The following is a 22,047-nucleotide window of genomic DNA, read 5'->3' as shown; positions in this document are numbered from 1 at the left end:
CCGTCCGACTGGGCCCGCGCACGTGCCGATGTTGAAGTCATTAGGGCTGTTTTTACAGCTTTTCGCCCATCAGGGACAACCCGCCCGCCGGATGAGACGGCTGCTGTTGATTGTGACGCTGCTTCCGGGGGCGATCCCGACCCGCGGAGTGAGTCTTTTAACGATGCTGAACCCGTTAGCTACGCAATGAGACGAGCGATGCAAAGAGTCGTGCGACAAAGGCTTAGGAGGCGGTCTCGATGATTGATTTATTTCGTGAGACGCGTGTCGCCGTAGGGCCAGCCGAACGTAGTGGCGTCCGAATTGTGGAGGTGTACTACGGCGGAAAACAGATTCGCGACCGGGTTAACTGCGACAGCTACAGGAAGGTGTTAGAGTTTGCTTCTGCTGCCGGTGAGTATTTGAACATCCCGTCGGAGTTGCATCATGAGTTCGGTAAATGGCTGTACACGCGTGTGACTGAGCTCGCCGAGGAGGCAGATAGTCGCGATAAAGAGCAAGATAATCAACAAGCTCTGGCAATGGCCGCGGAAGCGGCGGATTTTTCCGCCGCTGACGGATTGTCGGGGACTGGACGCCCATTACAGTTACCGGTTTTGGACCCATGGCCGGAGCCGGTGGACTTAAGAGTGGCCCTTGACGAAGCCGTGGAACACATTCGGCGGTTTGTGCACTGCACGACTGAGCAAGCCCAAGCAGCCGCATTGTATTCTGTGTTTACGTTCACCTTTCGGTATTTCGACATTGTTCCGTATCTCATAATTACGAGTCCCACAAAAAGATGCGGGAAGACCACCTTTTTGCGCGTCCTCCTCGATCTAGTCTGCCGGCCAATTCCGGCTGTCAATATAACGCCAGCGGCCATCTATCATGTGGTCGATGCCGTCGCACCGACGCTGCTCATCGATGAAGCTGACACTTTCATAAGAAGCAATCCGGAGATAGCCGGAGTCCTTAACTCGGGGTGGAGTAGGGATATGGCCTATGTGATTCGCTGCGATCCGGAAACGGGAGAGCCACGAACGTTCTCGACGTTTGGCCCGAAAGTTATTGCCGCCATCGGGCGTTTAAGGGACACCGTTGAGGACCGCTCGCTGATAATCCAGCTTGAACGTCGCCCGCGGGAATGTTCAATCGCCCGTTACAGTAAATCCGGAAGAGCGGCGGGTCGGGCTATCGCAAGTAAATTTTTAGCATGGGCTATGGACAGCCAACCCATGTTAATACAAGCCGCGGAGTCGGAGCCAGATCTGCCGGATGTGCTGCACGATCGGGCATTTGAGAATTGGCGACCACTTGTCATCCTAGCCGACTTAGCGGGAGGTGACTGGCCCGAGCGTGCACGTCATGCCGCCGTCGTAATATCGGCCGGTGGGGACGAGACCGACTGTGCAGATCTGTCAATCCGCATGTTGGCTGATATTAGGAACGTGCTCGGCGGGGCGTCCGAAATCGCCGTCTCCGAGTTGCACGAAAAGCTCATTTCTTTGGAGGAGTCGCCCTGGGGGACGATCGCCCACGGGCGGCCGCTCTCCGTGCATCGAATGGTGGAGATTCTTAAGGCATTTGGTGTCAAGTCGATCCGGCGGAGAAACGCCCGAGTTTTCACCGCTGACCAGCTCGCAAAACTTTTCGAGCGGTATCTACCCACCCAAACCGTCACAACCGTCACACATGACGTAAGTCATTGTCAATTCAAGGACTTACGGCGTGACGATTTGTCTGACGACTACTTCCACGAAAATTCAAACCGTCACGCCGTAAATCACGCTCTAGACAGCACTTATGACAAGTGTGACGATTGTGACGATTTGAAACGGGAGGGGGATGACGATTACGAAATTTTGACGCTATGAGTGACATCACTTTGACGACACTTGCCGCTAAAGGGGTATCTTTCAGTCTGGTCGACGGACAACTGAAAGTGCACTATAAAAGGGGCACTCTAACCCCCCAAGAGACTGACTGGCTGAGGCGGCATAAATCAGAAATTATTGAGTGGCTTAGATCACAAAAGGTGCATAATTCAGCCAGTGCCGCTCCCGGTAACGACGCTGACAGCGATGGTGGCCGACGGCTGCTCTACGCTCTTTGGGACGCTGGCTATTCCCTCCAATTGGTGGCAAGTGAGTTCAACCCTACGGGCTACGTCATACTTCCAGTTGGGGCAATTTCGCCCAGTGAAGAATTGATGCAACTTTACGATGCATTTCACGATCAGGCAGTGGCTCTATTGGTTGACACGTGCCGCTTCGCCGGGATCCCGCCAGAGGAGTGGGCTAGTTGGGCGGCACAGGTAGCCGCTCGCTCTAGAAAAATCTTGGCCGCTGAGCGTGCAGCGGCAGAAAAAGCTGCCAACAAGTCGCCAGGAGCTGCCCCGGAGCCTCACCAGCAAGATTCGCATGGCCAGCCGGGGCGGATCACCAGCCATAGGCGGCTCGTGGAACATAACAGAGAGCTTTGACAGAGCGTTAAGCATCGGATGTTTTCCGAAGTCTCGGGGCAGTTTGATTTACGAAAGGAGGGCAGGATGAGAATCACCCGTCAATCACTCTCCAGTATCATTCGCGGACGGCCGTGCACGTGCGGCTCACGCAAATTTCACGAAACACCGGTTGGCAAGTTTGTGGTGCGACGCACCTGTAGGGAGTGCGGGCGAAGCAAAACAGTCCGGGTGAAGTATCCACCGCGCGACGAGGACGTCGAGCTCATATCGTTCGACGCATTATTTGCGTGCGTGATGGATGAGCCGGGGTTGCCGAAAATCTTCCGGTTCGTGGGCCTAGATGCTAAGGATGAGCAACCGCGGACGGAAACAGCCCGCGGGGGATCTGCGTGCGAGAATGCAAAAACTCGGTTGGTGTAACGAAGTGATGGGTTTTCCAGAAAAGAAAGGGGGTTGTTATGAGCGAAGCATTGACTAAGCAGTTAGAAGCGTCACTGGCTGAACAGTACCGCCGCGTAGTTTGTGACATTGTCCGGGGCAAAACCGTCGATCGCGAGAAGGTGGAGGCCTTGCTGGTGGCGGCCGGTAGGACGCCCGCGGAGCTGGAAGCCGACGTTGCCAAGGAAAAACGGCGGCTGGAATTGATTGAGAAAGTGCTCACCGAAGCATCGCTGTCTAAGGAAGCGGCTAAGTTGCACTCCGAGCTGGAACAGCTCCGGGAAGCGTACCGGAACAAGAAAGAGGAATACGAGCGGCGGATCCTTGAGACAAACCGCCGGTTGCGACGCGTTTCGTATTCGCTCACCGAGAGCCGCCAGGCTCTCCAGGAGCTTCTGGCGTTGTTCCCCGAGTTAAACCAGCAGTAGCAGGCACTCGACGGCGAACGTGGTGCACTGGTTAGCGAGCGGTGCGTGCTCACTCAGCGGCTTGAGTCGCTGAAACAATGGAACGAGGCCAAGGTGCGTGAATTCCGGGCCGGGATCCTCAATACCCGTGAGGATGTTTTGCAAGAGCACATCGACCGCAACCGGGCGGAAATAAAGCAGGGGGAGCAGCGGCTTCAGGAAATTGAAGCCCGTATCAAGGCAATTGACGCTCAATTGCAGGCTATTAAGAAACGCTTGCTGGATAAGAACACGGTCTGCATTTAGCGGCAATTCGAGGAAGTCACGGGTTGGCTGCCCCGGGGCGGCTACCAGCTCCGTCAGCATCGGGTTATGGAGATGCGGCATCACCCCCGGGTGGGCAAACGGCTAACGGAGGAAATTCCGGACGCTCTGACGCTCTTCAACCGGGCTTTCAAGCGACGGCTGACAAAGCCCCGGGGTGGCCAATAGCTTGGGGGTTGCCGCCCCGGGAGGGCAACGCTTCTTTGGCTTTACGCTCATCTAGGCGGTGCGTCCGAGTGCCCTGGAGTGCGGCTCTCCGGCCATGATCTCGGTGGAGTTCCGCCTCTGGGATGAATAACGCCGCTCTCTGTGCGGAAGGATGCCAACCGCGGGGCGGCTGACGTGCTCTAGCAAGATAGAGTGGGCAGCCCTTAGACGCACTTTGAAGGCGTGCGTGGGCTGCCCGCGGTTCATTGCCCCAGCCGCACTTCTCTTGTTTTCTCGCCCGTTAGGGCAGTTTCATCATCCAGCCGTCCCCTCTCATCATCCAGTCGCCGCCTCTCATCATCCAGTCGCCCCGATCATCCATCGGAACGATCCGGCTTCCCGGTCTATCCGCCCACTGCACGCGGGCTGGATTACCAACAATGCTGAAGAACAGCGGTGACTCGTCAACATTCAGGTGGCGGTAGTCGCTCGTGAACATAATCCGCCGCTGAGCGTTGACGCCCCAGAAACACTGCCCCCGGTGGCCTAACCTGACAAGGTAGCACTCAGCGAGACTCCAACCAGCCATGGAGAAATACGCTCCGTAAGCCGTAATCAGCACCGTGAACTGGTGACGCTTCGCGAGCGATTCGATTGGCTTCAGTATGTCGCCGAGATCCTGAGCGGTGTACACATCGACACCAGGCGGCAAAAAGTCGTAGATCGGATCCACAATCACCAGCCGGACGTTTCCGACTGTTCGCACCGCCCGCTCGATTGCGTCCACATCGGCCAGCGTGATAGCCCGCCCCGCGTTAGCGGTGCGAGAAACAACGTGCTGAATCAAGGCGACGTTTTGCACATTCGCCGCCATCGCCTCAAGACGCGGGCGGATAACACTGGCAGCGTCATCTTTTCTTGTCAGCAATAGGACGTTGCCCATCGGACAGCGTGCCCCGTCCGGCCATCGCCGCCCCGTGGTTACTCGTGTTGCAAAATCCAGCGTCAGAATGCTCTTACCAGCTCCGCTCTCGCCGATCAGATACACAATCCCGCCAAGCGGTATCCGTCCGCTCCAAAGCCAGCTCTGTGTGCGGTTCCTGCGGCCAAGGGAAAAGATTGCGTTGATCATCACTGCCCCCTTTCGTGCACGTGCGGTGTGTGTTGCCAAGCGATTCAGCTTCTGCCATTAAGTTTACGCGGGCTTGCGTAAAGGAAAAACCCGCGGGGGCGTCGGAGAAAATGTTCGGTTGACCAAACCTTTTTCCGGTAAAGCCGAGCGTTTTCGCCGCCGTCCATGAGCGGCTGCGAAGCGCCGCCGAGGTACTGCTTTGCTGTGAAAAACTTCGTGGTCGACCACGAACTTTTTCTGATAAGGCCCAGCACCTCGCCGAGGTGTACAGGCTGCCGGGGGGCGGCCGCGGGATCACGGGAGGACTGCGGGAATACGCTCGGAGGATTGGCAAATCAGAGGCATATATCAGGCAACTGCGAGACGCAGCGGAGGTGCTGTGCTACTGCAAAAAATGCGTACTGAAGTACGCATTTTCTCGGACAAGGCCAAGCATCTTGCCGCCGCGTACAAGCTACCCCGCGAGCGGTGGCCGGAGTTGGTCGAATGGATTGCCGAGGCTAATCTCACGCTTGAGCGTCCAGGAACCTAATGAGCCGAGTCGTCAGCTTTCTGGCTTGCACAAAGACAACCCGACGGAGCGTCGGCTATGGCTCCCTGCCGCGGGCAGCTCGGCGGCACTGCCCCCGCGGGGCGACTGCCGACCGCGAAAGGTTCCGGAATTGTTTCCGGAACCTATCACCGGGAAATCTCAGAATCGAGCGGAACGGGAGACCCGCACCGCGCGCGCCCTTTCTGTCGCGATTATGCGGCTGAGGTGGAGAAAATCAAAGAAGACGCACGGCGGCGACAGATCGAGGGAGGAAAAACGGCCGGGAAGGGCCGATGAGCCACCCCTACGTGGCCGAAAAGGCCATCCGCCACGGGTGCCAAGGCCAGAACACGGCTCGCACCCGGGGGAGCTCGCGATCGCCCGCGGGCCTGCTCTCGGAGCTTCCGAAACGGAGCGGCTATCGGCCAGTTACGGCCGTTTATCCGCCCCTAGACGGCGTCTAACCGACGGTTGAGGGAGGAGAAAGGCCATGGGGACCCCCGGGCGGAAGTTGCCTTTGCGTGCGGGCCGGTGCCGCTGCGGTTTGGGGGGAAGCCCCTAGATTTTCCACCCCCTACCCCCCGTTACTCAAGCCGGCATAGGGCAAACACTCTAGGTGGCATAGCAACCCGATTTCCACCAGGCTGACCGCAAGAGCTGGTTTTCGGTAGTCAACCAGCCCCGATGTGTTGCGATGGAAGGATGAGCGGGGCACATACGGGGCGTTAGCTTTTTGCGTACAACTTACAAGGTGCCTGGTGTTTTTGCCCTAGGCCAGCAACGCCTCACCATTTCGATTGCCAGTTGGTGGATGGCGTGACGACGACTGGCTTTGTCCAGAAGGCCTACACGTTGGCTTGTGGTTATGCAGAATAGGTCAACAGGTTAGCGGAACATGGAGAGCTTCAGTACGATCGCAGAGCATCCCACCCGAGACCGGCTTGGCAAAAAAGAGAGCGGCGGCTCAACTGTTACGCTGAACCGCCGCTTGCGTCCCCCTCAATGTCACCCTGGGGTTGGCTAGAAACGCTTGGGGTATCTTGCACGTCAGGGGGTTTTGGCTCATCCACTCCCGCCCACATCATTATTGTACACCGCTCATATTATTTGCACATTTCCACCATTGGCTCAGATGTGCGACGGGAGTGGACGCTCATGAGTGTATCCCCGCCGTGTGTCGCGTCAAGCATCCCGTGACGCTTGCTGACGCCGTCTATCATGCGGTGACGGCGACAACGCCTAGTCAGTTGGAATTCCGGTAGGACTGGCCAACGCCCGTTTGACGCCCCGATCGTCAACGCGGGGCTAGGTGCTTAGTGGCAGCCCAATATCTTGTTGCTCTCCGGCTCATCACTACCACCCGTAGTGGCCTACGGAAGCTGGCGGGTCTATGCTCTCGCGTCAAAAATTTTTCCTTATCCCCCGGACGGGTTATTGCACGATCGCTTGCGATCGCGGTATACTGTCGGCGTGATCTGGAGCCACGAATCCTTGCAAGGGAGTCAAAAGAATGCGTCGCTGGAAGTCGCTTCGACGTGCTCTGATGGAAAAACTGGTGTTGAGCGGATTGACTTGGCAGGCGGTGGCGGATCTGACCGGTGTTTCGCGGGCGGCCGTGAGTCGCTTCATCGCGGGGCGTGACTTGCGTCTGACGAACATTGAGAAGCTGATGCGGCACTTCCGGCTTGAGGTGGTGGAGTGCGATTCTTCCGATGCGGCTGAGGAACAAGCCAAGGTGTGAGCGATGGCGAGTTTGTCCGCGTCTAAGAAAGGCTACCGCATATTCTGGGTTGACGGTGATAAACGCCGCTCGCTCTCACTGGGGAAGATATCCAAGCGGAGTGCGGAGCGGTTTCTCACGTACTTTGAGCGGCTATTGGAGGCCCGTCGCCTTGGGCTAACGCTCGATCCGGAAACTCAACGTTGGCTGGATAGCCTAGATGCCGACTTGCTCAATCGCCTTGCCAGTTGCGGGCTTGCGGAGGCTAAGCAGCGGGCCAGTCTTAAGCAGTATCTAGAGGACTGGCTGAAAATTCATGAGCATTACCCGACTGGTACCAGGGATGCCTGGAGTCGGAGTATTGCCGACCTGCTGGCTTTCTTCGGAGCGGAAAAACGGATTGCGGACATCACCCCCGCGGAGGCAGAGCATTATCGCCAGTGGTTGCGTGATGTGCGACGGCTGAGCGATTCGACAATTGCCAAGCGGTTAGGGCACGTGAAGCGGTTTTTCACGCACGCGGTGCGGCTGAAACTGATTGCGGAGAATCCATTCCGGTGGGTAACGCACCGGATCTCCGAGACGAAGCGTAAATGGCGGTACGTATCGGCCGAAGAGATTGATCGCGTTCTCGCGGTATGCCCCAACGCCTATTGGCGGCTGCTTGTGGTGTTGTGCCGGTACGCGGGCCTGCGGTGCCCGAGTGAGCACTTCGCCCTCCGGTGGTCACACATTCACTTTGACGAAGGTTATTTCGTCATCGAGGCACCGAAGACGGGCGTGCGTCGGTGCCCGCTTTTCGCCCCGGTGAGGAAGGCTCTGCAGGAAGTGTGGGACCAGGTGACGGCGGATGGGGAGCTGCCCGGTGATAGTTACATCTTCCCGGAGTCCTGGAGAAAGCGGGCCATGACTCCCCGGGGATTCAGGAACGCCAACTTGCGGGTCCCATTCACGAAGATTCTGAAGCGGGCCGGGATTGAGCCATGGCCGGACATTTTCCACGCACTCCGCAAGAGCTGCGAAACCGACTTGGTTCACCAGTTTCCGCTGCCCCATGTGGCCAAGTGGCTGGGTAATTCCAGCATCATCGCCTATCGCCATTACATCGACGTAACGGAGAACAGTTTGCGTGATGCAGCGGAGAGAGCATGGGCGACTCCAACGAGCGGGCTAGATGCCCATGAGGCCTGGAAATAAGGTGTGCACGGGGGTGTGCAGTCTATGCACGCCAGAGGGTGTCAGGACATGACATATCAGAATACTAACCATTGCCTAAGTCGCTTCCTGTCGTCAACTTACGTCGTATGTCAATTTGGTGAAAATACACCGGATGGAGGCGGCGGGAATCGAACCCGCGTCCCGTGACATTTCGGCACCAGCTTCTACGTGCGTAGTCGGTCTTTGCAATCTCGCCGCCGGAACTTCCGACCGACAGGATCTCCAGCGGCCAGCCGAGGACAGGTTCTGATCCCGGGCGTACTCGGCGTGACCCGGGACGAGTCGGATAGGGTCGGCCGACTTTCAGGCCCCTCCGACGAGAGCCCTCAGTCGGGACTGCCGTTTGCGATTAGGCAGCCAGAGCCAAGCTGTGGTTGGCACTTATTGTTTGATCGGCTTTTAACGTGGGCCACCGATCAACCACGGCACGCCACTGGCACCTCAACCTGTCCGGTCGAGTCCAGTTCGCCCCCATGGCTCTTCTTTATTATATACCCCGCGGCGATCGTCAATTAACACGCGAGCCAGATTCCGCATCCGCATGTCCTGCAAGGGCGGACAGACCGAGAGATATTCTGAATTTAGGCTTTGTGAAGGCCCTGGGAAGGTCACCCCCCTGATAGCGGAGATCGCGTTGGTTGCTCTGGCGTCGCAGCTAAGTGTAGAATTAAACCGTTGTCCGACCAGTACCGAAAAAGGTCACTGCGAAATCCAAGTAGTGAGAGGTTTGCCCAAGCAGGCTTTTTCGGTTCGAGTATGAGGGATGGAAAGTTGAAGCCGGTTATGCTCGACCCTCCGTTCGTAGTGAGAATTCCGCCCACCCTGTGAGCACCGTCCCTTGGTCCATCCTTTCGCCGAAACAATTTTCAGGTGGGGATTCAATATCTCTGAGTCTTGTCCGTGCCGCGACCTAACAGATCAGCCCCACACGGAATGTCCCTAGTGACCAGCAATTACGGAGTGTTTCTTGCCGCAGGGAGGATTCAACTCTCCAGCCATGTGACACTTCCGCCATCAGATCTGAGCACGAAATTGCCCCGAGGTTTGTGAATAAATCCATGGATGTACTGATGAAAGAAAATCAACGGTCCGTAGGTCATTCTCCCGCTTCACGAAATGGGGGTTTTTTCTCACGCTATAACTTGGCTATTCTTTGCTGCGTGTGCTTCCTGATTCCCTTCATGTGGCTGGGAGCCGACCGCGCACTTCTGAGCAACAAGAATGATGTGAAGTCGTGGCTACCGGACACCTACCAGGAAACCGCCACGTTTGAGTGGTATCGGAAGCACTTTGAGAGCGACATGTTCATTCTGGCAAGCTGGGAAGGATGCACCCTTGACAGCCCCAAGCTGGAGCTCCTATCGCGACGCTTAGCGTTAGAGTTGCAGCGACCGGAGGACGACCCCTACCGATTTTTCAAAAGCGTAATTACAGGAAAACAGGTTGTCGATCAACTGGTAACCTCCCAGGGACTAACTCGCGAACAGGCGATCGAGCGCCTGCGGGGATTTCTTGTTGGGCAGGATGGGCAGCAAACCTGCCTCGTGCTGATCATCGATCCGAAAGCGGAAGAGCGGTGGGAGAGTCACTTCCATGGCAATCCCCGCAAAAAGTTCTTGCACGCCGTTGTGGAAAGCGTTTACACCGCGGCGAAGGAAATCTGCGATATTAAACCGGAGCAGCTTCACCTGGGTGGCCCCCCCGTGGACAACGTCGCCATCGACGTGGAAGGCCAGCGGTCGCTCGTCCGCTTGGCCATCGTTTGTGGCGTCGTGGGTGCCGTCATGGCATGGTGGTGCCTGCGGAGCTGGATTCTGACGCTCGTCGTTTTCTCCACAGGGGTTTACAGCGCGGGCCTGAGCATGATTCTCGTCTGGCTGACGGGCACGGACATGAACGCGATTCTTCTGACCATGCCGGCCCTGGTCTATGTGGCGGCGGTATCCGGTGCCATCCACCTGGCCAACTATTATCGAGACACCGTCAGAACCCATATGTCGTGGGGACTCCCCGACCCGACCGTGGGTGCCCCAGGCAAAGCCCTGCGGAGTGCCTTTCTGCCCCTGTTTTTGGCGACGTTTACCACGGCCTTTGGCCTGGCATCATTGGCGGTAAGCGAACTTGTGCCGATCCAAACGTTTGGGATCTATTCTGCAGCGGGCATCCTAGTCAGTTTCCTGTTTTTGTGTCTCTACGTGCCATCCATGCTCCAGGAATGGCCGATCCCCGAGATCGCGCGATCGCGGCAAACCTTCAAATTTGACCCCGGTCGATGGGCTGGATGGAAAAAGGTTGGTGATTTCATCATCGGCAGGCCAAATTGGGTAGTCGCTGGGTGTGTTGTGCTCATGCTAATTGGGGCGATTGGAGCCACCCGCATCCAGACCTCCGTGAAATTGATGCGACTCTTCTCGCCTGAGGCCACAATCATCCGTGATTACGCTTGGCTGGAGGAGAAGTTGGGGCCACTCGTGCCCATGGAAGTGGTGATCAAGGTGGATCGGGACAAGGCAAAACTCGATCTGCTGGATCAAATGAAGTTGGTTTCAGAGGTGCAAAGGGCCATCAAGCAATTGCCGGATGTGGGAAGTGTGATCGCGGCCCCGACGTTTGCTCGCCCATTGCCGTCACAAGCCGGACTGATAGAGAAACGCACGTGGATCGTTCAACTCCGTCGCCATCGCGAGGACCTGCGGGATTACTGGTCGGAAGAAGGGAATACGGAACTGTGGAGAGTCAGTGCACGCGTGAAGGCCCTCACCGACCTCGATTATGGGAACTTTGTGGAAGACATACGGCGGCAGGTCGAACCGATCCTGGCGAAATATCGCAGCCAGGGCGTAGATGGGATATCGGCCGTTTACACCGGCCTTGTCCCCCTGGTTTATAAGGCGCAGCACTCGCTGCTGAACGGATTGCTGACCGGTTTCGCCGGTGATCTCGTCATCATTGCGATTGCCCTGATGTTCGTGATGAGAGACTGGTCGGCAGGCTTACTGCTTGGCTTCGCCAGCGTCTTTCCCATCGCTATTGTCTTTGGCGTCATGGGACTTCTGGGCATTGTGGTGGATGTGGGCACCGTTATGACCCCGGCGGTAGCACTGGGGGTAACTGTGGATGATGCGATTCATTTCATGCTGTGGTGTCGGCATGGACAGGAGCGGGGGCTCTCCCGCGCGGATTCTATTCGATTTGCCTACAGCGACTGCGCTCAGGCCATTTATCAAAGCTGGGGTGTGATTGGTCTGGGACTTTCCGCTTTTGCTTTGAGCTCTTTCACGCCAACCCAGCGTTTTGGGTATCTGATGTTTGCAATGCTGACGGCATCATCGTTTGGTAACCTCGTGCTTTTGCCGGCGTTGCTGGCCAGTCCGCTTGCCAACTTTTTCTGGAAGAGTGGCGAGAGAATCGCCGCTCGAAAGCGCAGCCGGGGCGAGGTTCATCACGCTCCCGATTTGCATCCCCACCTTGTGGCGGATCGAGGAGAGGAACCTGCCGAAGAGTTGGTGGGAGTCGGTGCAGGATCGGAAGCCTTGGAGTTTTTGGGGCTACCCACGGAAAGGGGCGCCGGTGCTGGAAAAGTCAGTCCGCGGCACGGCTCTGCTTCACGGCGGCCCGACCGGAATCAATTGCCCCGTCGGCCGCGCTAATGGTCTCTTCGCCAGTTTCTCGAAAAGGGCCTTCGGCGCTCGTTGCCGAGTGCAGTTGCTGCATCACAGGGACCCGGGAGTTCCGCAGCTCTCGAAGTGCCGGATGAATGAAAAAATTGGTTTCGCCGTCAAGAAATGTTCGGCGCTTTGCCATGGGGAGTACGGACGCATCCATTGGATTTTCATACGGGCGATTCAGCAATTGCTTGTCCAGCCCATCGGGCATGACCGAGCCGTAGCCCGGTGGGAGCAATCCATGAATCGCCCCTACGGGCAGGACTGGCCGGGATAATGCGACGGGACCAGACGTGGCCAGCAGCAAACGGCCGCCGACTTTTCCTGAACTGCCCCGAATTAAAGGCAACATTTGCGTTATTTCTTGCACTGCCTTCTGCCCCCAAAGTGGGTAAACCTCGTCAGAAAAAGAACCACTTGCCGCCAGAGGTAAAAAGTCTTAGGTTTAAGGGGATGTCGTTTTTTCTTTAAGAGAGAATGGCCTCTGGGTGAAATCACGAGCGGTCGACATTTTCACGACAATTGGTTTTCCGGTTAAGGTCCGCCCCGTCTATGAATCAGAAAACAAGCGCACGAGAAATTCCCTACCTTGCCCAGCGTTCCCGCAAAGGAACCATTACGGGAGTCCAGATTCTGGGAGTAGGGAGCTACGTTCCCGATATCCGCGTGCGGAATGAAGATCTCGCATCGCTGGGATACGACGCGGAGTGGATCGTGCAGCGCACAGGAATCCTGGAACGCCGGCATGCACCGCCGGAGATGGCCACGAGCGACTTGGCCGTCGAAGCGGCACGGCGATGTTTGGCAGATGCCGGAGTTGACCCCGGAGAGGTCGATCTTGTGCTGCTGGGCACGTACACCCCCGATATGACGATGCCGGCCGCTGCCAGTCTGGTGCAGGAAAAATTGAAGCTGTGTGCTCCGGCCATGGATATCCAGGCCGCATGCACTAGCTTCATGTTCGCCCTTCTGACGGGGATGCAATTTGTGGCCTCGGGATGCGCGAAACGACCACTGGTCATTGGAGCAGACTGCAATTCACGGGTGTGTAATCCGGCGGATGTTAAAACTTATCCCATTTTCGGAGATGGTGCGGGAGCCGTGCTCCTCGGTCCCGGCGATCGTTCCCAGGGATTCATCGCGTTCTCTTATGGCTCAGACGGTGCCGGGTTCGATCTTCTCTACCGGCCCATGGGCGGATCTCGCTGCCCCACCAATCAGCAGGGAACACTCAACGGGGAGCAATACGTGGTGATGGAAGGTCGGCCGGTTTTCAAATGGGCCATCCGCATGCTCAATCAAACAGTGCACGACGTGCTGGAGATGGCAGATCTCACCCTGGCTGACATCAGCCTGGTGATCTTTCATCAGGCAAATATGCGGATTATCCAGGCTGCGGCGGAGACGATTGGCATTCCCAGTGAAAAACTCTACAACAACCTGGACCGTTACGGGAACACGTCCTCGGCAAGCATTCCCATTTGCTTGGATGAAGCCGTGCGGGAGGGAAGAATCCGAAAGGGGGACCTCATTTTGCTGAGCGGGTTTGGTGGAGGCCTGTCCTGGGCCACCGGAATCCTCCGCTGGTAGTTCCCCCTCTTGGCCACGTGCTTCCTTGGTAAGGCAAGGGGACAAAAAATCGGTTCCGGACGTCCTTGGGCATATCCCGGAGGGCCTGGCGAAGAGGTACGAGGAGACGCAGGCCGGTCCTCGCTATTTATTCACCCTGCGAATCTTTCCTATTTTTCCTACTGATCTGAAAAGACCTTGTCAGGGAAAAAGAATCCCGCTATTCTCTCCCCGCTGTTTTGAACTGGCGGAACCTGTCCCCCCGAGCTGCAATTATGTCCTCTGCCCAATCTGAGAGGACTGCGAACGTGTATGGCGCACCCATCACAAACCGAGAAACAACATTAATTGGAAAACTTGCGGGCATACTGGTGGTGGGCCTTGTGTTGGCACCTGGATGCGCGAGCATGACGGCCCAATCGCTCAATGCCGAGGGGGTTCGTCTCTACCAGCAGGCGCGATACGAGGAAGCACTCCAGCGATTTGGCCAGGCGCTCATCTATGACCCCAATGACGCAGCGGCCTATTACAACATCGCGGCCGTGTATCATCGGTTGGGCGACCTTTATCATCGGCCGGATGACTACGGTCGCGCGGAATCTTATTACCAATTGGCGCTATCCAAGAATCCACACCACGTTCCCGCGCGGAGAGGTTTGGCGGTTTTACTTGTATCCCAGGGACGATCAACCGAGGCTGTGGCCATGCTCCAGAACTGGGCTAACTCCGCGCCCAATTGGGCAGAACCAAAAATTGAGCTTGCACGGCTCTACGAGGAACTGGGAGACCGTTCGGCCGCCCAGAAACAGCTTTTGGAGGCCCTGGCCCTTGATCCGAACAACGTGCGGGCCCTCAATGCGTTAGGACATCTCCGCGAAATTGAGGGACAAAAGCAGTTGGCGCTGGCCAACTACGAGCAGTCATTGCAACTGAACCGGCAACAGCCGGAACTCGCCCTACGAGTTGCCGCGCTCCGGAACGAAATCGGATTGGCGCAGAGTGGAGGACGAAATAACCCAGCCTTGGCCGCAGGTACGAGCGCTCAGGTGCGCTAGGCGAGTGTGAAAGTCCGCCCAAGTTTTCATAAAAATCCCCGATAAATCCTGTGGAATCCTGATACGATTTCCAGAGTAACTTCGGCATGATGCGACGATCTATCTCCGCCGCGATACTGCTCCTGGTCTTTTCATCGACGCTCATGTCGAGTGGTGCTCTTTGCGCTGGGAATCAAGAGGGTTCCAACGCCGGTGATCCGTCCCGCAACGCTGTGTATTCTTCACCTCGCGCACCCCAGCTCGACCATGTTGTTTTGCTTCTGCGTAACGGGCACGTGATCGAGGGAACGCTTATCGCCACCGATGACAGCTATCATGTGAAGGTACCCCACGGCGAGATTTATATTTCTCGACGGGATGTCGTGGCCGTTGCGACCACCATGCGTGAGCTTTACTATCAGCAGCGGTCACGGCTCTTTGGTCAGGATCCGGAACCTCATCTCGAACTGGCCATCTGGTGTGCTGAACATGGTCTGTCCGAAGAGGCGCGGGCCGAACTGGCAGAAGCACGCAGACTGGCACCGAATCATCCGGGACTACCACTTGCCGCACGCCGTGTGGAAATGGCACTGCTCCGTCAGCGGGAAAGCACCTCGTCGACAGTCCAATCCTCAGCGCACAGTATTGGTACCGGACCAATTTCTCAAATTGCGCCCAACGTCCCCAACACCGGCACAAAAGCCGCCATTTCGCCCCGGAACACGGTTTCCCCCGTCCCTGACTTGGGTGTGCTTCTCCGCGGGCTGCCGGAAGATGCACGGGAGGACTTCGTCAGAGTGATTCAACCCATCCTGAGCCACAATTGTGCGGCCGCCACATGTCACGGTGGCCCCAGCGTACCACCTGAAGCACGCTTGTTCAGGTTGTCACCCGATCGTTTCGCTCTGCGGGGCCAAACCGCCCAGAACCTGCGGACGGTACTGGGCTGGATTGACTTCAATCAGCCAGGCGCCAGCCCAATTCTCACAAAGCCTCTCCAACCTCACGGGGGGATGCCGGGACCGGTCTTCTCAGGAACAGACATGAAGCAATACCGGGACCTAGTGGACTGGGTTTATCGCGTAACGCAGCAGCGGACACCTCCGTCACCGGAGGAATTGCGTCCTGGAGAGTCACCGGCCAGCACGGCACTCAACGGCGAACCGGCTGCCGGCATCAATTTGGACGATGTTCTGCCCCTTCGCGATAACGAGGTGCAACCCGCCACTTTCGTGCAGGATTTGAATGCTCGCCCCAATTCCGTTGTAGTGGCCGGGGGAGCGATGTCCACAAAGGGCAGCCGGCCTCTCCAATCAGGCCAGAACTCTGACCCACCTCCGGGCAATTCGTCGAGTGTTTTGAGATTCCCGGTCGGGCAGTTCCTCCGCCAGATCGACAGTCCGCCCGTTGATGTTCAATTCACATTCGGCGATCCGTCAGGAAACAGTGAGCAAGAGAGAAACGCTCCTTCTGCCACTCTTCGTTGACTGCGGGCGCTCTTAAGCAGCGATGGGTTCTACTTCTTTGGGGTAGCTTTGTGCTGTCACGTCCGCGGAGAGGCCTCAGGGTTCCAAATCGAGCTGGATATCTCCGGCAAGAACCTTTTGCAAGAACTGGCGATTGCTCGACAGTAAATCGGATAGGCCAAGAATTTCGGGAATCGTGTACCAACCGATGTGGCTTACCTCGGCCGCGTTAGGAACGATTGGGGCATCATCTGCGAGACGTGACTGCCACCAGCTTAGGTGAACACCCCATTCTGTGCAACTCTCCCATACACGCCGCACGGGTTGAACGCGGACACCGAGTTCCTCCCGAAGTTCCCGCACGACCGCTTCTTCCTCCGTTTCCCCTTCCTCAATGGCCCCGCCGGGGAAACAAAATTTTCCGGGTGCTGACACCTGATCCGAACGGCGGATGAGCAATAGCCGACTTCGTCGGGCAACCACAGCGACCACGCCGTGCTTCCGGATCGGACAAGCCGGCCTTGAGCGAACCACTTGCTCAGAGTCTTGGTGAGTGCCTTCCATTTCCGACATTTTCTTGAGAATGTCCGTAAAAAAACAAGTTGAACGAATAGGCCTCGCCGTGAGTTTACAATTTCTCCTGAGACTTTCGATTCTTCAAACCTCCCGACACCATCCCTTCTCTCGTTCTACACAGTTGCTTGGTTAAGAGAAAGACAGGCAACGAGAAAAAGGACGGTGCAACGTCGGCCTGAGCTTTGCTTCACTTGAGCGTCACACGGTTTGCCCGCGCTGCTGCGGATCCTCGGCGGCGGTGCGACACAGTTTGCCGCGAGTACAATAATAGACTGTGTGCCGTTGTCCCCATCGGTTGGGTATCGGCGGCTCCACTGGAGCCGAAGGCATATTCATCTTTTGACAGGTTTGAAAATGTCCACTGAAAATAACTCGGTAACACCAAATAACGACCCGCCCGGCGAAAATGGGCTTTCCGTACTGACCGGATTTCAGGTGTTTCTCGAATCGGGGCTACGCCAGATCGGAGGAGTGTTGCGGCGATTCGAAACCACCCGCTGCGAAGTTCTCGCTCTGGAAACGGTACCTGGCAATCCCGCGGCACTGCTCAAAATTGTTGTGACCTATCCGAACGATGGCCGGATCATTTTGGAGAGGGCGGGTCTGCCGTTCACCGATTACAGGCTCGTTGGCGTGGTTTTGCCCGACGGAGTCCAGCCCCTGCTTCGCATTCTATTGCCGCTGGCGCAGGGGAATGTTTTGGTTCGCGCAACACACACCGTGCTTCTTCCGAATAAGAAACGTGCCCTGGTCCTGCTGGAAGCTGAGCCAGTCCCCCGGGCGGTAGAGATTTTGCTCACCCACGGCTTCAATCTCGTGCCGCCCGAACTGTTCAATGAAGAGACACAGGCATGAGCGAGAAATGGTGCACCCTCACTTGTTCGAATTGTCTTCCTTCTCGAAATTTGGCAGAAAAACCCGGCTGCCCCCAGCCGATACTTGGACGTTTTCTTGGCAGAAATCTTCCCAAAAGGCATTTGGGAACCAGGAGAAGTTAACGATGAGACATCGCACGGTGAGTCTTTTTGATCTCTTGGGTCATAAACCGCGGATTGATGGGAGCTGGAGAATCTTTCTGATTGCAATCGCATTTGCCTTCGTCAATTTGCCGACGGCGCGTGCGGTCGATCCAGCGGCAGAGAATTCAGCACCGCAACAGAGCGATTATGTCCGGCTTGCGGAACAGATTGAGTCCCACTTTCTGGGGCAGGTCCTGCCGTTCTGGTTCCCGCGATGTATCGACGAGCAACACGGCGGTTTTCATCCCCACTTTCGGAGCGATGGCAATCCCGGTCCCCGGAACGAGAAAACGATTGTGTTTCAGGCCCGAATGACCTGGGTAGCGGCCGAGGTGGCACGCCGCTATCCCGATCGAAAAGCAGAATTCCAGGCCTACGCGGAGCACGGTCTGAAGTTTCTCCGCGACGTCCTGTGGGATTCTGAAAAGGGTGGATTTTTCTGGGGACTCGACGAAAACGGAAATCCTCTGCCCTCCTATGGCACGGAAAAACACCTATACGGAATTGCATTCGGGCTCTATGCGGCGTCGAACGTCTACCGACTAACCGGCAGCCACGATGCGCTGGCACTTGCCCAAAAAACGTTCCGCTGGCTCGAGGAACACGCCTATGACAAGCAGCATGGCGGTTACTTTGAGGCATACCACCGTGACGGGACGCCAATCCTCAGCGTCCCCCCGGACGGCGCCAACGGTCGGGCTCGACCTACCCGGGACTTGCTCGGCACGCCCTATGGGTTCAAGTCCATGAACAGTCATATTCACATTCTGGAAGCCCTCACAGAACTCTACCGCGCGTGGCCGGATCCACAGGTCAAAGACCGGCTTCTTTCCATTTTTCTTGTGGTACGGGACAAAATCGCGGTTGAGCCTGGGTGTCTGAACCTGTATTTCACACCAGACTGGCGGGCGGTCCCTGATCATGATTCGTTCGGGCATGATGTGGAGACCGCGTTTCTGCTCCTCGAAGCTGCTGAGGTTCTCGGCATCCCCGATGACCGCACCACACGACGCGTGGCGAAGAGCCTGGTTGATCACGCGCTGGAGTACGGCTGGGACTCGAAGTTCGGTGGTTTCTACGACAAAGGCGCGGCTTTTGGGCCTCCATATGGCCTGGAAAAAATATGGTGGACCCAGGCGGAAGGCCTCAACGCCCTTCTTCTCATGCATGAGCTGTTCGGCCAGCAGGATTCCCGTTACTGGACGGCATTCTTAAAGCAGTGGCAATTCATCCGAAAGTATCAGGTCCACCCACAGGCGGGTGAATGGTTTGACACTGTGCTGCCCGATGGAAAGCCTGTCGAAAAAGATCTCGGGCACATTTGGAAGGCCGCCTATCATAACGGGCGGGCACTCATGCTGAGTGCATCCCGGTTGCGGCATCTGGCGGGGCTGAGTGGCAAAGAGTGATGAGCCTGGCAATTGGTGCCTAAGCAAGAGGGAAACGTTCGCCATGAAGTTACGCATGCCTCTGAAGAATCGGTATTGTCAATGGGGATTTTTTGTCCTCGTGTGTGGTGGTGTCCTGGTGCCCGGGAATTTCACCCCTGCCGAAGAGCCGGGCGTGCAGAGTTTGGAACGGATCAAATTGTCGGCGGATGGCCAGCACTTGGTCCTGGCACAATCAGGAAGTCTCTTTGTGCCGTGGGGCTTTAATTACGATCACGATTCAAAAGGACTGCTTCTGGAAGACTACTGGGACAAGGAATGGGACCGGGTGGTGGGCGACTTCCAGGAAATGAAAGCGTTGGGCGCGAATGTGGTGCGGATCCATCTTCAGGTGGGAAAATTCCTGATTTCGCCCAATAAAGCCAACGAAGCAAATCTGAAAAAACTTGAGGCGCTCGTCAAGCTGGCCGAGGAGACAGGCCTCTATTTGGACATCACAGGTTTGGGATGTTACCACAAGCAGGACGTGCCGGAGTGGTACGATTCTCTCGAAGAATCAGAGCGATGGAACGCCCAGGCCTTCTTTTGGCAAACCATTGCACGGAGGGTGGGCCATTCTCCGGCCGTGTTTTGCTACGACCTGATGAACGAGCCGGTTGTACCCGTGGGATCCGCCCAAGAGCAAGGTTGGCTGGTCGGAGAGCCTTTAGGGGGAAAATATTTCGTCCAGCGGATTACACTGGAGCAGAAAGAGCGATCCCGAGCGGAAATCGCCGCGGCATGGGTGAAGCATCTCCACTCGGCCATCCGGGAAGTAGACAAAGAGACCCTGATCACCGTCGGCCTCCTGCCCGGTACACCAGACCGAGCCGATACCTGGTCCGGTTTTCGCCCGAAAGACCTTATCCCCATGCTGGACTTCATCTGTGTCCATATCTATCCCGAAGCGAAAAAAGTGGACGAGGCGATTCAAATACTGTCCCATTTTGCGGTCGGCCGACCGGTGGTGATCGAGGAAACCTTCCCTCTGCACTGTGGAACCGAAGAGTTCCAGAAATTTCTCGAAGGTTCCCGTAAATTCGCTCAGGGTTGGATCAGCTTCTACTGGGGAACTCCCATACCCGAGTTGCGAAGAATCAACGACCTCCAGTCAGCCATTCTGGCGGGTTACCTGGAACTGTGGTCAAAACTCGGCCCTTCCTACCGTCGCCCGTGAATTGGCTCATTGCCAGCAAAAGTCGTGAGAAGCGGCAAGCCACGTTGCGTGCTGCTCTTGGTCTCCCTGGTCGCGGGGGTCAAAATGCGATAATTTCACGATGTCGGCCAGTCACACGATTCGTGTTTTTCCAGTGTGATCTCATGACTGGGCAATCGGCGATGACTGACGAAACTTGTTTCCATTGTTGACGAATATGACGGCGACCTCCGAATTACCCACTCTCGAAACAGCGCCCGCGCGACACACACAACCGTCCGCTGGTCAGTTTTGGGGACCAGCGCTGTGTCTTCTGGCAGCGATGCTCTACACGGGGACCAACATGGCCCTCCGGCGGCTAGCGGAACCTGGCCAGGCAGCCAACTATACTTTCGTCCTGTTTGTGAAGGAGACGATGACCGTCCTTTGCGTCGGTCCGTGGCTTTTTGCGCAGGTTCTTCGTGGAAGGATCACCCTGCCCCGCCCCGCTCATTTCTGGCAAGTGGTAGGAGCAGGCGTCCTCACTCAGACAATTGCCAATCTTGGTCTTTTATGGGCTTTCGGCATTGTGGGGATTGCTATTGCGGTACCGCTGTCACTAGCGATGAGCCTTATCACGGCAGCCTGGATGGGTAAGTTCTGGCTCGGGGAAGCCGTGTCGCCGAGGCTGTTTGCAGCCATGGTGCTACTCATTGTGGGAATTATTCTCCTTCACGGAGGAGCCGACACATTGGAGGGCGTGGCCAGCAGTTCTTCTTCAATCGCTCTGGCTGCTGTCTTAATGAGCTGTGTGGCGGGCTTCATTTATGGTCTGCTTACGGTGGTCATTCGGAACGTCACAACGGGGGGAACTTCGGGCTGGTTCGTCCTTGTCCTGGTGACGGGTGCGGCGACGATCACGCTGGGGCCGTATACCTTTTATGTCCACGGGCTAGAGGTCATCCAAAGTTGTTCCGCGGAGCAATGGTTGTGGATGATTGTTTCTGGCATACTTAACCTGGTGGCGTTCTGGGCGCTCACCAAAGGTCTGCAGCGAACACCGGTTGCCCAGGCCAATTTGCTCACATCCTCTCAGGCGGTGATGGCCACAATAGCCGGCTGGATTGTGTTTAGTGAGCTTTTCAATCTCCAGGTGGCAGTAGGAATTGCCCTGGCACTGGCAGCGATTGTTCTGAGCACGTTGCGATAGCGTGAAGCCGAGCATCCGCTCGCGGAATGGTGGAACATCCATAGGAGACAACATATGGATCCTTACCAGGCACTCGTTCAGGAATTTGATCAAGAGATGGCAAACACCCGAACCGTTCTCGCCCGAATTCCTGAGGACAAACTTGACTGGAAAGTCCACCCAAAATCAAACACACTGCGGTGGGTGGGGAGCCATCTGGCGAGTATTCCCCAGTGGGTGGATCTCGCTTTCCGTACGGACAGTCTGGACGTGGCTCCGGTCGGTGGTGAACCGTACAAGAACCCGGAGGCAGAGTCAGTCGCGGCAATGCTGCGTATTTTCGATCAGAATGTGGAGACAGCACGGGGCATTCTGAGTAGTGTCAAGGCAGACGAGTTTTGGAAGCCGTGGTCGCTTCTCCGTGGTGGAACAGTCCTATTCACGATGCCGCGATGGCAGGTGGTGCGGACATTTGTCATCAACCACACGATTCACCATCGCGGACATCTGTGCGTGTACCTGAGATTACTCGACGTCCCTGTACCTGGGATGTACGGCCCCTCCGCGGATGATCCGGGCTGAGCATCATTGAGAGGAAGATAG

20 protein-coding genes and 1 other RNA gene are annotated in these 22,047 nt (G+C 56.7%); 17 read left to right on the top strand and 4 right to left on the bottom strand.

Going from position 1 to position 22,047, the window contains the following annotated elements; genetic code table 11:
* Positions 1–239: 239 nt before the first annotated feature.
* The 3 genes from THTE_RS06715 (at position 240) to THTE_RS06700 (ending at position 3,312) form a co-directional block, all read left to right on the top strand.
* Positions 240–1,856, top strand: a complete 1,617-nt coding sequence (locus THTE_RS06715; protein ID WP_095414705.1) for a DUF3631 domain-containing protein — start codon at positions 240–242, stop codon at positions 1,854–1,856.
* Entirely contained in the window at positions 1,853–2,464 is a 612-nt protein-coding gene (locus THTE_RS06710) for a TubC N-terminal docking domain-related protein (RefSeq protein ID WP_095414704.1), read from the top strand. The genes THTE_RS06715 and THTE_RS06710 overlap by 4 nt, the downstream gene beginning before the upstream one ends.
* 440 nt (positions 2,465–2,904) lie before the next feature.
* Positions 2,905–3,312 carry a hypothetical protein gene (locus tag THTE_RS06700; RefSeq protein WP_095414702.1) on the top strand — a complete coding sequence of 136 codons (408 nt, stop codon included), beginning with the start codon at positions 2,905–2,907 and terminating at the stop codon, positions 3,310–3,312.
* Here the strand turns inward: THTE_RS06700 and THTE_RS17915 are convergent.
* Entirely contained in the window at positions 3,298–3,678 is a 381-nt protein-coding gene (locus THTE_RS17915; protein WP_157731862.1) for a hypothetical protein, read from the bottom strand. The two genes, THTE_RS06700 and THTE_RS17915, sit on opposite strands and share 15 nt — an antisense overlap.
* Before the next feature lie 385 nt (positions 3,679–4,063).
* Positions 4,064–4,894, bottom strand: coding sequence for an AAA family ATPase (locus THTE_RS06690; RefSeq protein WP_095414700.1), 831 nt, complete (start codon positions 4,892–4,894; stop codon positions 4,064–4,066).
* Positions 4,895–5,273: 379 nt separating this feature from the next.
* On the opposite strand from THTE_RS06690, the gene THTE_RS17910 reads away from it, so the two are divergent.
* The 4 genes from THTE_RS17910 (at position 5,274) to THTE_RS06675 (ending at position 8,343) form a co-directional block, all read left to right on the top strand.
* Positions 5,274–5,426 (top strand): hypothetical protein, encoded by a 153-nt coding sequence (locus THTE_RS17910; protein ID WP_157731860.1) that lies wholly within the window; start codon positions 5,274–5,276, stop codon positions 5,424–5,426.
* Between the two features lie 57 nt (positions 5,427–5,483).
* On the top strand, positions 5,484–5,723 hold the full coding sequence (locus tag THTE_RS06685) for a hypothetical protein (protein ID WP_095414699.1): 240 nt from the start codon (positions 5,484–5,486) through the stop codon (positions 5,721–5,723).
* A 1,213-nt stretch (positions 5,724–6,936) separates the two neighbouring features.
* Positions 6,937–7,167 carry a helix-turn-helix domain-containing protein gene (locus tag THTE_RS06680; protein ID WP_095414698.1) on the top strand — a complete coding sequence of 77 codons (231 nt, stop codon included), beginning with the start codon at positions 6,937–6,939 and terminating at the stop codon, positions 7,165–7,167.
* Positions 7,168–7,170: 3 nt separating this feature from the next.
* A complete protein-coding gene (locus THTE_RS06675; RefSeq protein ID WP_095414697.1) occupies positions 7,171–8,343 on the top strand; it encodes a tyrosine-type recombinase/integrase in 1,173 nt (390 codons plus the stop codon).
* Positions 8,344–8,474: 131 nt separating this feature from the next.
* Here the strand turns inward: THTE_RS06675 and ssrA are convergent.
* Positions 8,475–8,837: a transfer-messenger RNA gene (ssrA, locus tag THTE_RS06670) on the bottom strand.
* 708 nt (positions 8,838–9,545) lie between these two features.
* On the opposite strand from ssrA, the gene THTE_RS06665 reads away from it, so the two are divergent.
* The 5 genes from THTE_RS06665 to THTE_RS06645 all read left to right on the top strand — a co-directional run bounded on the left by THTE_RS06665 (position 9,546) and on the right by THTE_RS06645 (position 16,119).
* A complete protein-coding gene (locus THTE_RS06665) occupies positions 9,546–12,014 on the top strand; it encodes an efflux RND transporter permease subunit (RefSeq protein WP_168175802.1) in 2,469 nt (822 codons plus the stop codon).
* Positions 12,015–12,117: 103 nt separating this feature from the next.
* Positions 12,118–12,306 (top strand): hypothetical protein, encoded by a 189-nt coding sequence (locus THTE_RS17905; RefSeq protein WP_157731858.1) that lies wholly within the window; start codon positions 12,118–12,120, stop codon positions 12,304–12,306.
* A 275-nt stretch (positions 12,307–12,581) separates the two neighbouring features.
* A complete protein-coding gene (locus tag THTE_RS06655) occupies positions 12,582–13,619 on the top strand; it encodes a 3-oxoacyl-ACP synthase III family protein (RefSeq protein WP_095414694.1) in 1,038 nt (345 codons plus the stop codon).
* A gap of 386 nt (positions 13,620–14,005) precedes the next feature.
* Positions 14,006–14,653: a tetratricopeptide repeat protein gene (locus tag THTE_RS06650; protein ID WP_168175801.1), complete on the top strand. Its 648-nt coding sequence runs from the start codon at positions 14,006–14,008 to the stop codon at positions 14,651–14,653.
* 86 nt (positions 14,654–14,739) lie between these two features.
* Complete coding sequence (locus tag THTE_RS06645) at positions 14,740–16,119, top strand: hypothetical protein (protein ID WP_157731856.1); 1,380 nt, start codon at positions 14,740–14,742, stop codon at positions 16,117–16,119.
* 75 nt (positions 16,120–16,194) lie between these two features.
* Here the strand turns inward: THTE_RS06645 and THTE_RS06640 are convergent, their stop codons facing one another.
* The gene (locus THTE_RS06640; protein WP_095416802.1) at positions 16,195–16,590 is read right to left on the bottom strand and encodes an NUDIX domain-containing protein; all 396 of its coding nucleotides are present in this window, start codon (positions 16,588–16,590) and stop codon (positions 16,195–16,197) included.
* A gap of 438 nt (positions 16,591–17,028) precedes the next feature.
* Here THTE_RS06640 and THTE_RS06635 point away from each other — a divergent pair, with 438 nt between their 5' ends.
* From THTE_RS06635 to THTE_RS06615, 5 genes are all read left to right on the top strand, one after another.
* Positions 17,029–17,529 carry a hypothetical protein gene (locus THTE_RS06635; RefSeq protein WP_095414691.1) on the top strand — a complete coding sequence of 167 codons (501 nt, stop codon included), beginning with the start codon at positions 17,029–17,031 and terminating at the stop codon, positions 17,527–17,529.
* A 145-nt stretch (positions 17,530–17,674) separates the two neighbouring features.
* Entirely contained in the window at positions 17,675–19,102 is a 1,428-nt protein-coding gene (locus THTE_RS06630; protein WP_157731854.1) for an AGE family epimerase/isomerase, read from the top strand.
* Between the two features lie 43 nt (positions 19,103–19,145).
* The gene (locus THTE_RS06625) at positions 19,146–20,297 is read left to right on the top strand and encodes a cellulase family glycosylhydrolase (RefSeq protein ID WP_095414689.1); all 1,152 of its coding nucleotides are present in this window, start codon (positions 19,146–19,148) and stop codon (positions 20,295–20,297) included.
* A gap of 196 nt (positions 20,298–20,493) precedes the next feature.
* Entirely contained in the window at positions 20,494–21,465 is a 972-nt protein-coding gene (locus tag THTE_RS06620; RefSeq protein WP_095414688.1) for a DMT family transporter, read from the top strand.
* A 54-nt stretch (positions 21,466–21,519) separates the two neighbouring features.
* Complete coding sequence (locus THTE_RS06615) at positions 21,520–22,026, top strand: DinB family protein (RefSeq protein WP_095414687.1); 507 nt, start codon at positions 21,520–21,522, stop codon at positions 22,024–22,026.
* Positions 22,027–22,047 lie beyond the last annotated feature (21 nt).

Origin of the sequence: Thermogutta terrifontis, from assembly GCF_002277955.1 — a bacterium.
In the GTDB taxonomy this organism is placed as follows: domain Bacteria; phylum Planctomycetota; class Planctomycetia; order Pirellulales; family Thermoguttaceae; genus Thermogutta; species Thermogutta terrifontis.
Note: the sequence above shows the minus strand (reverse complement) of the source record. Positions and strands in the feature narration are given on the sequence as shown.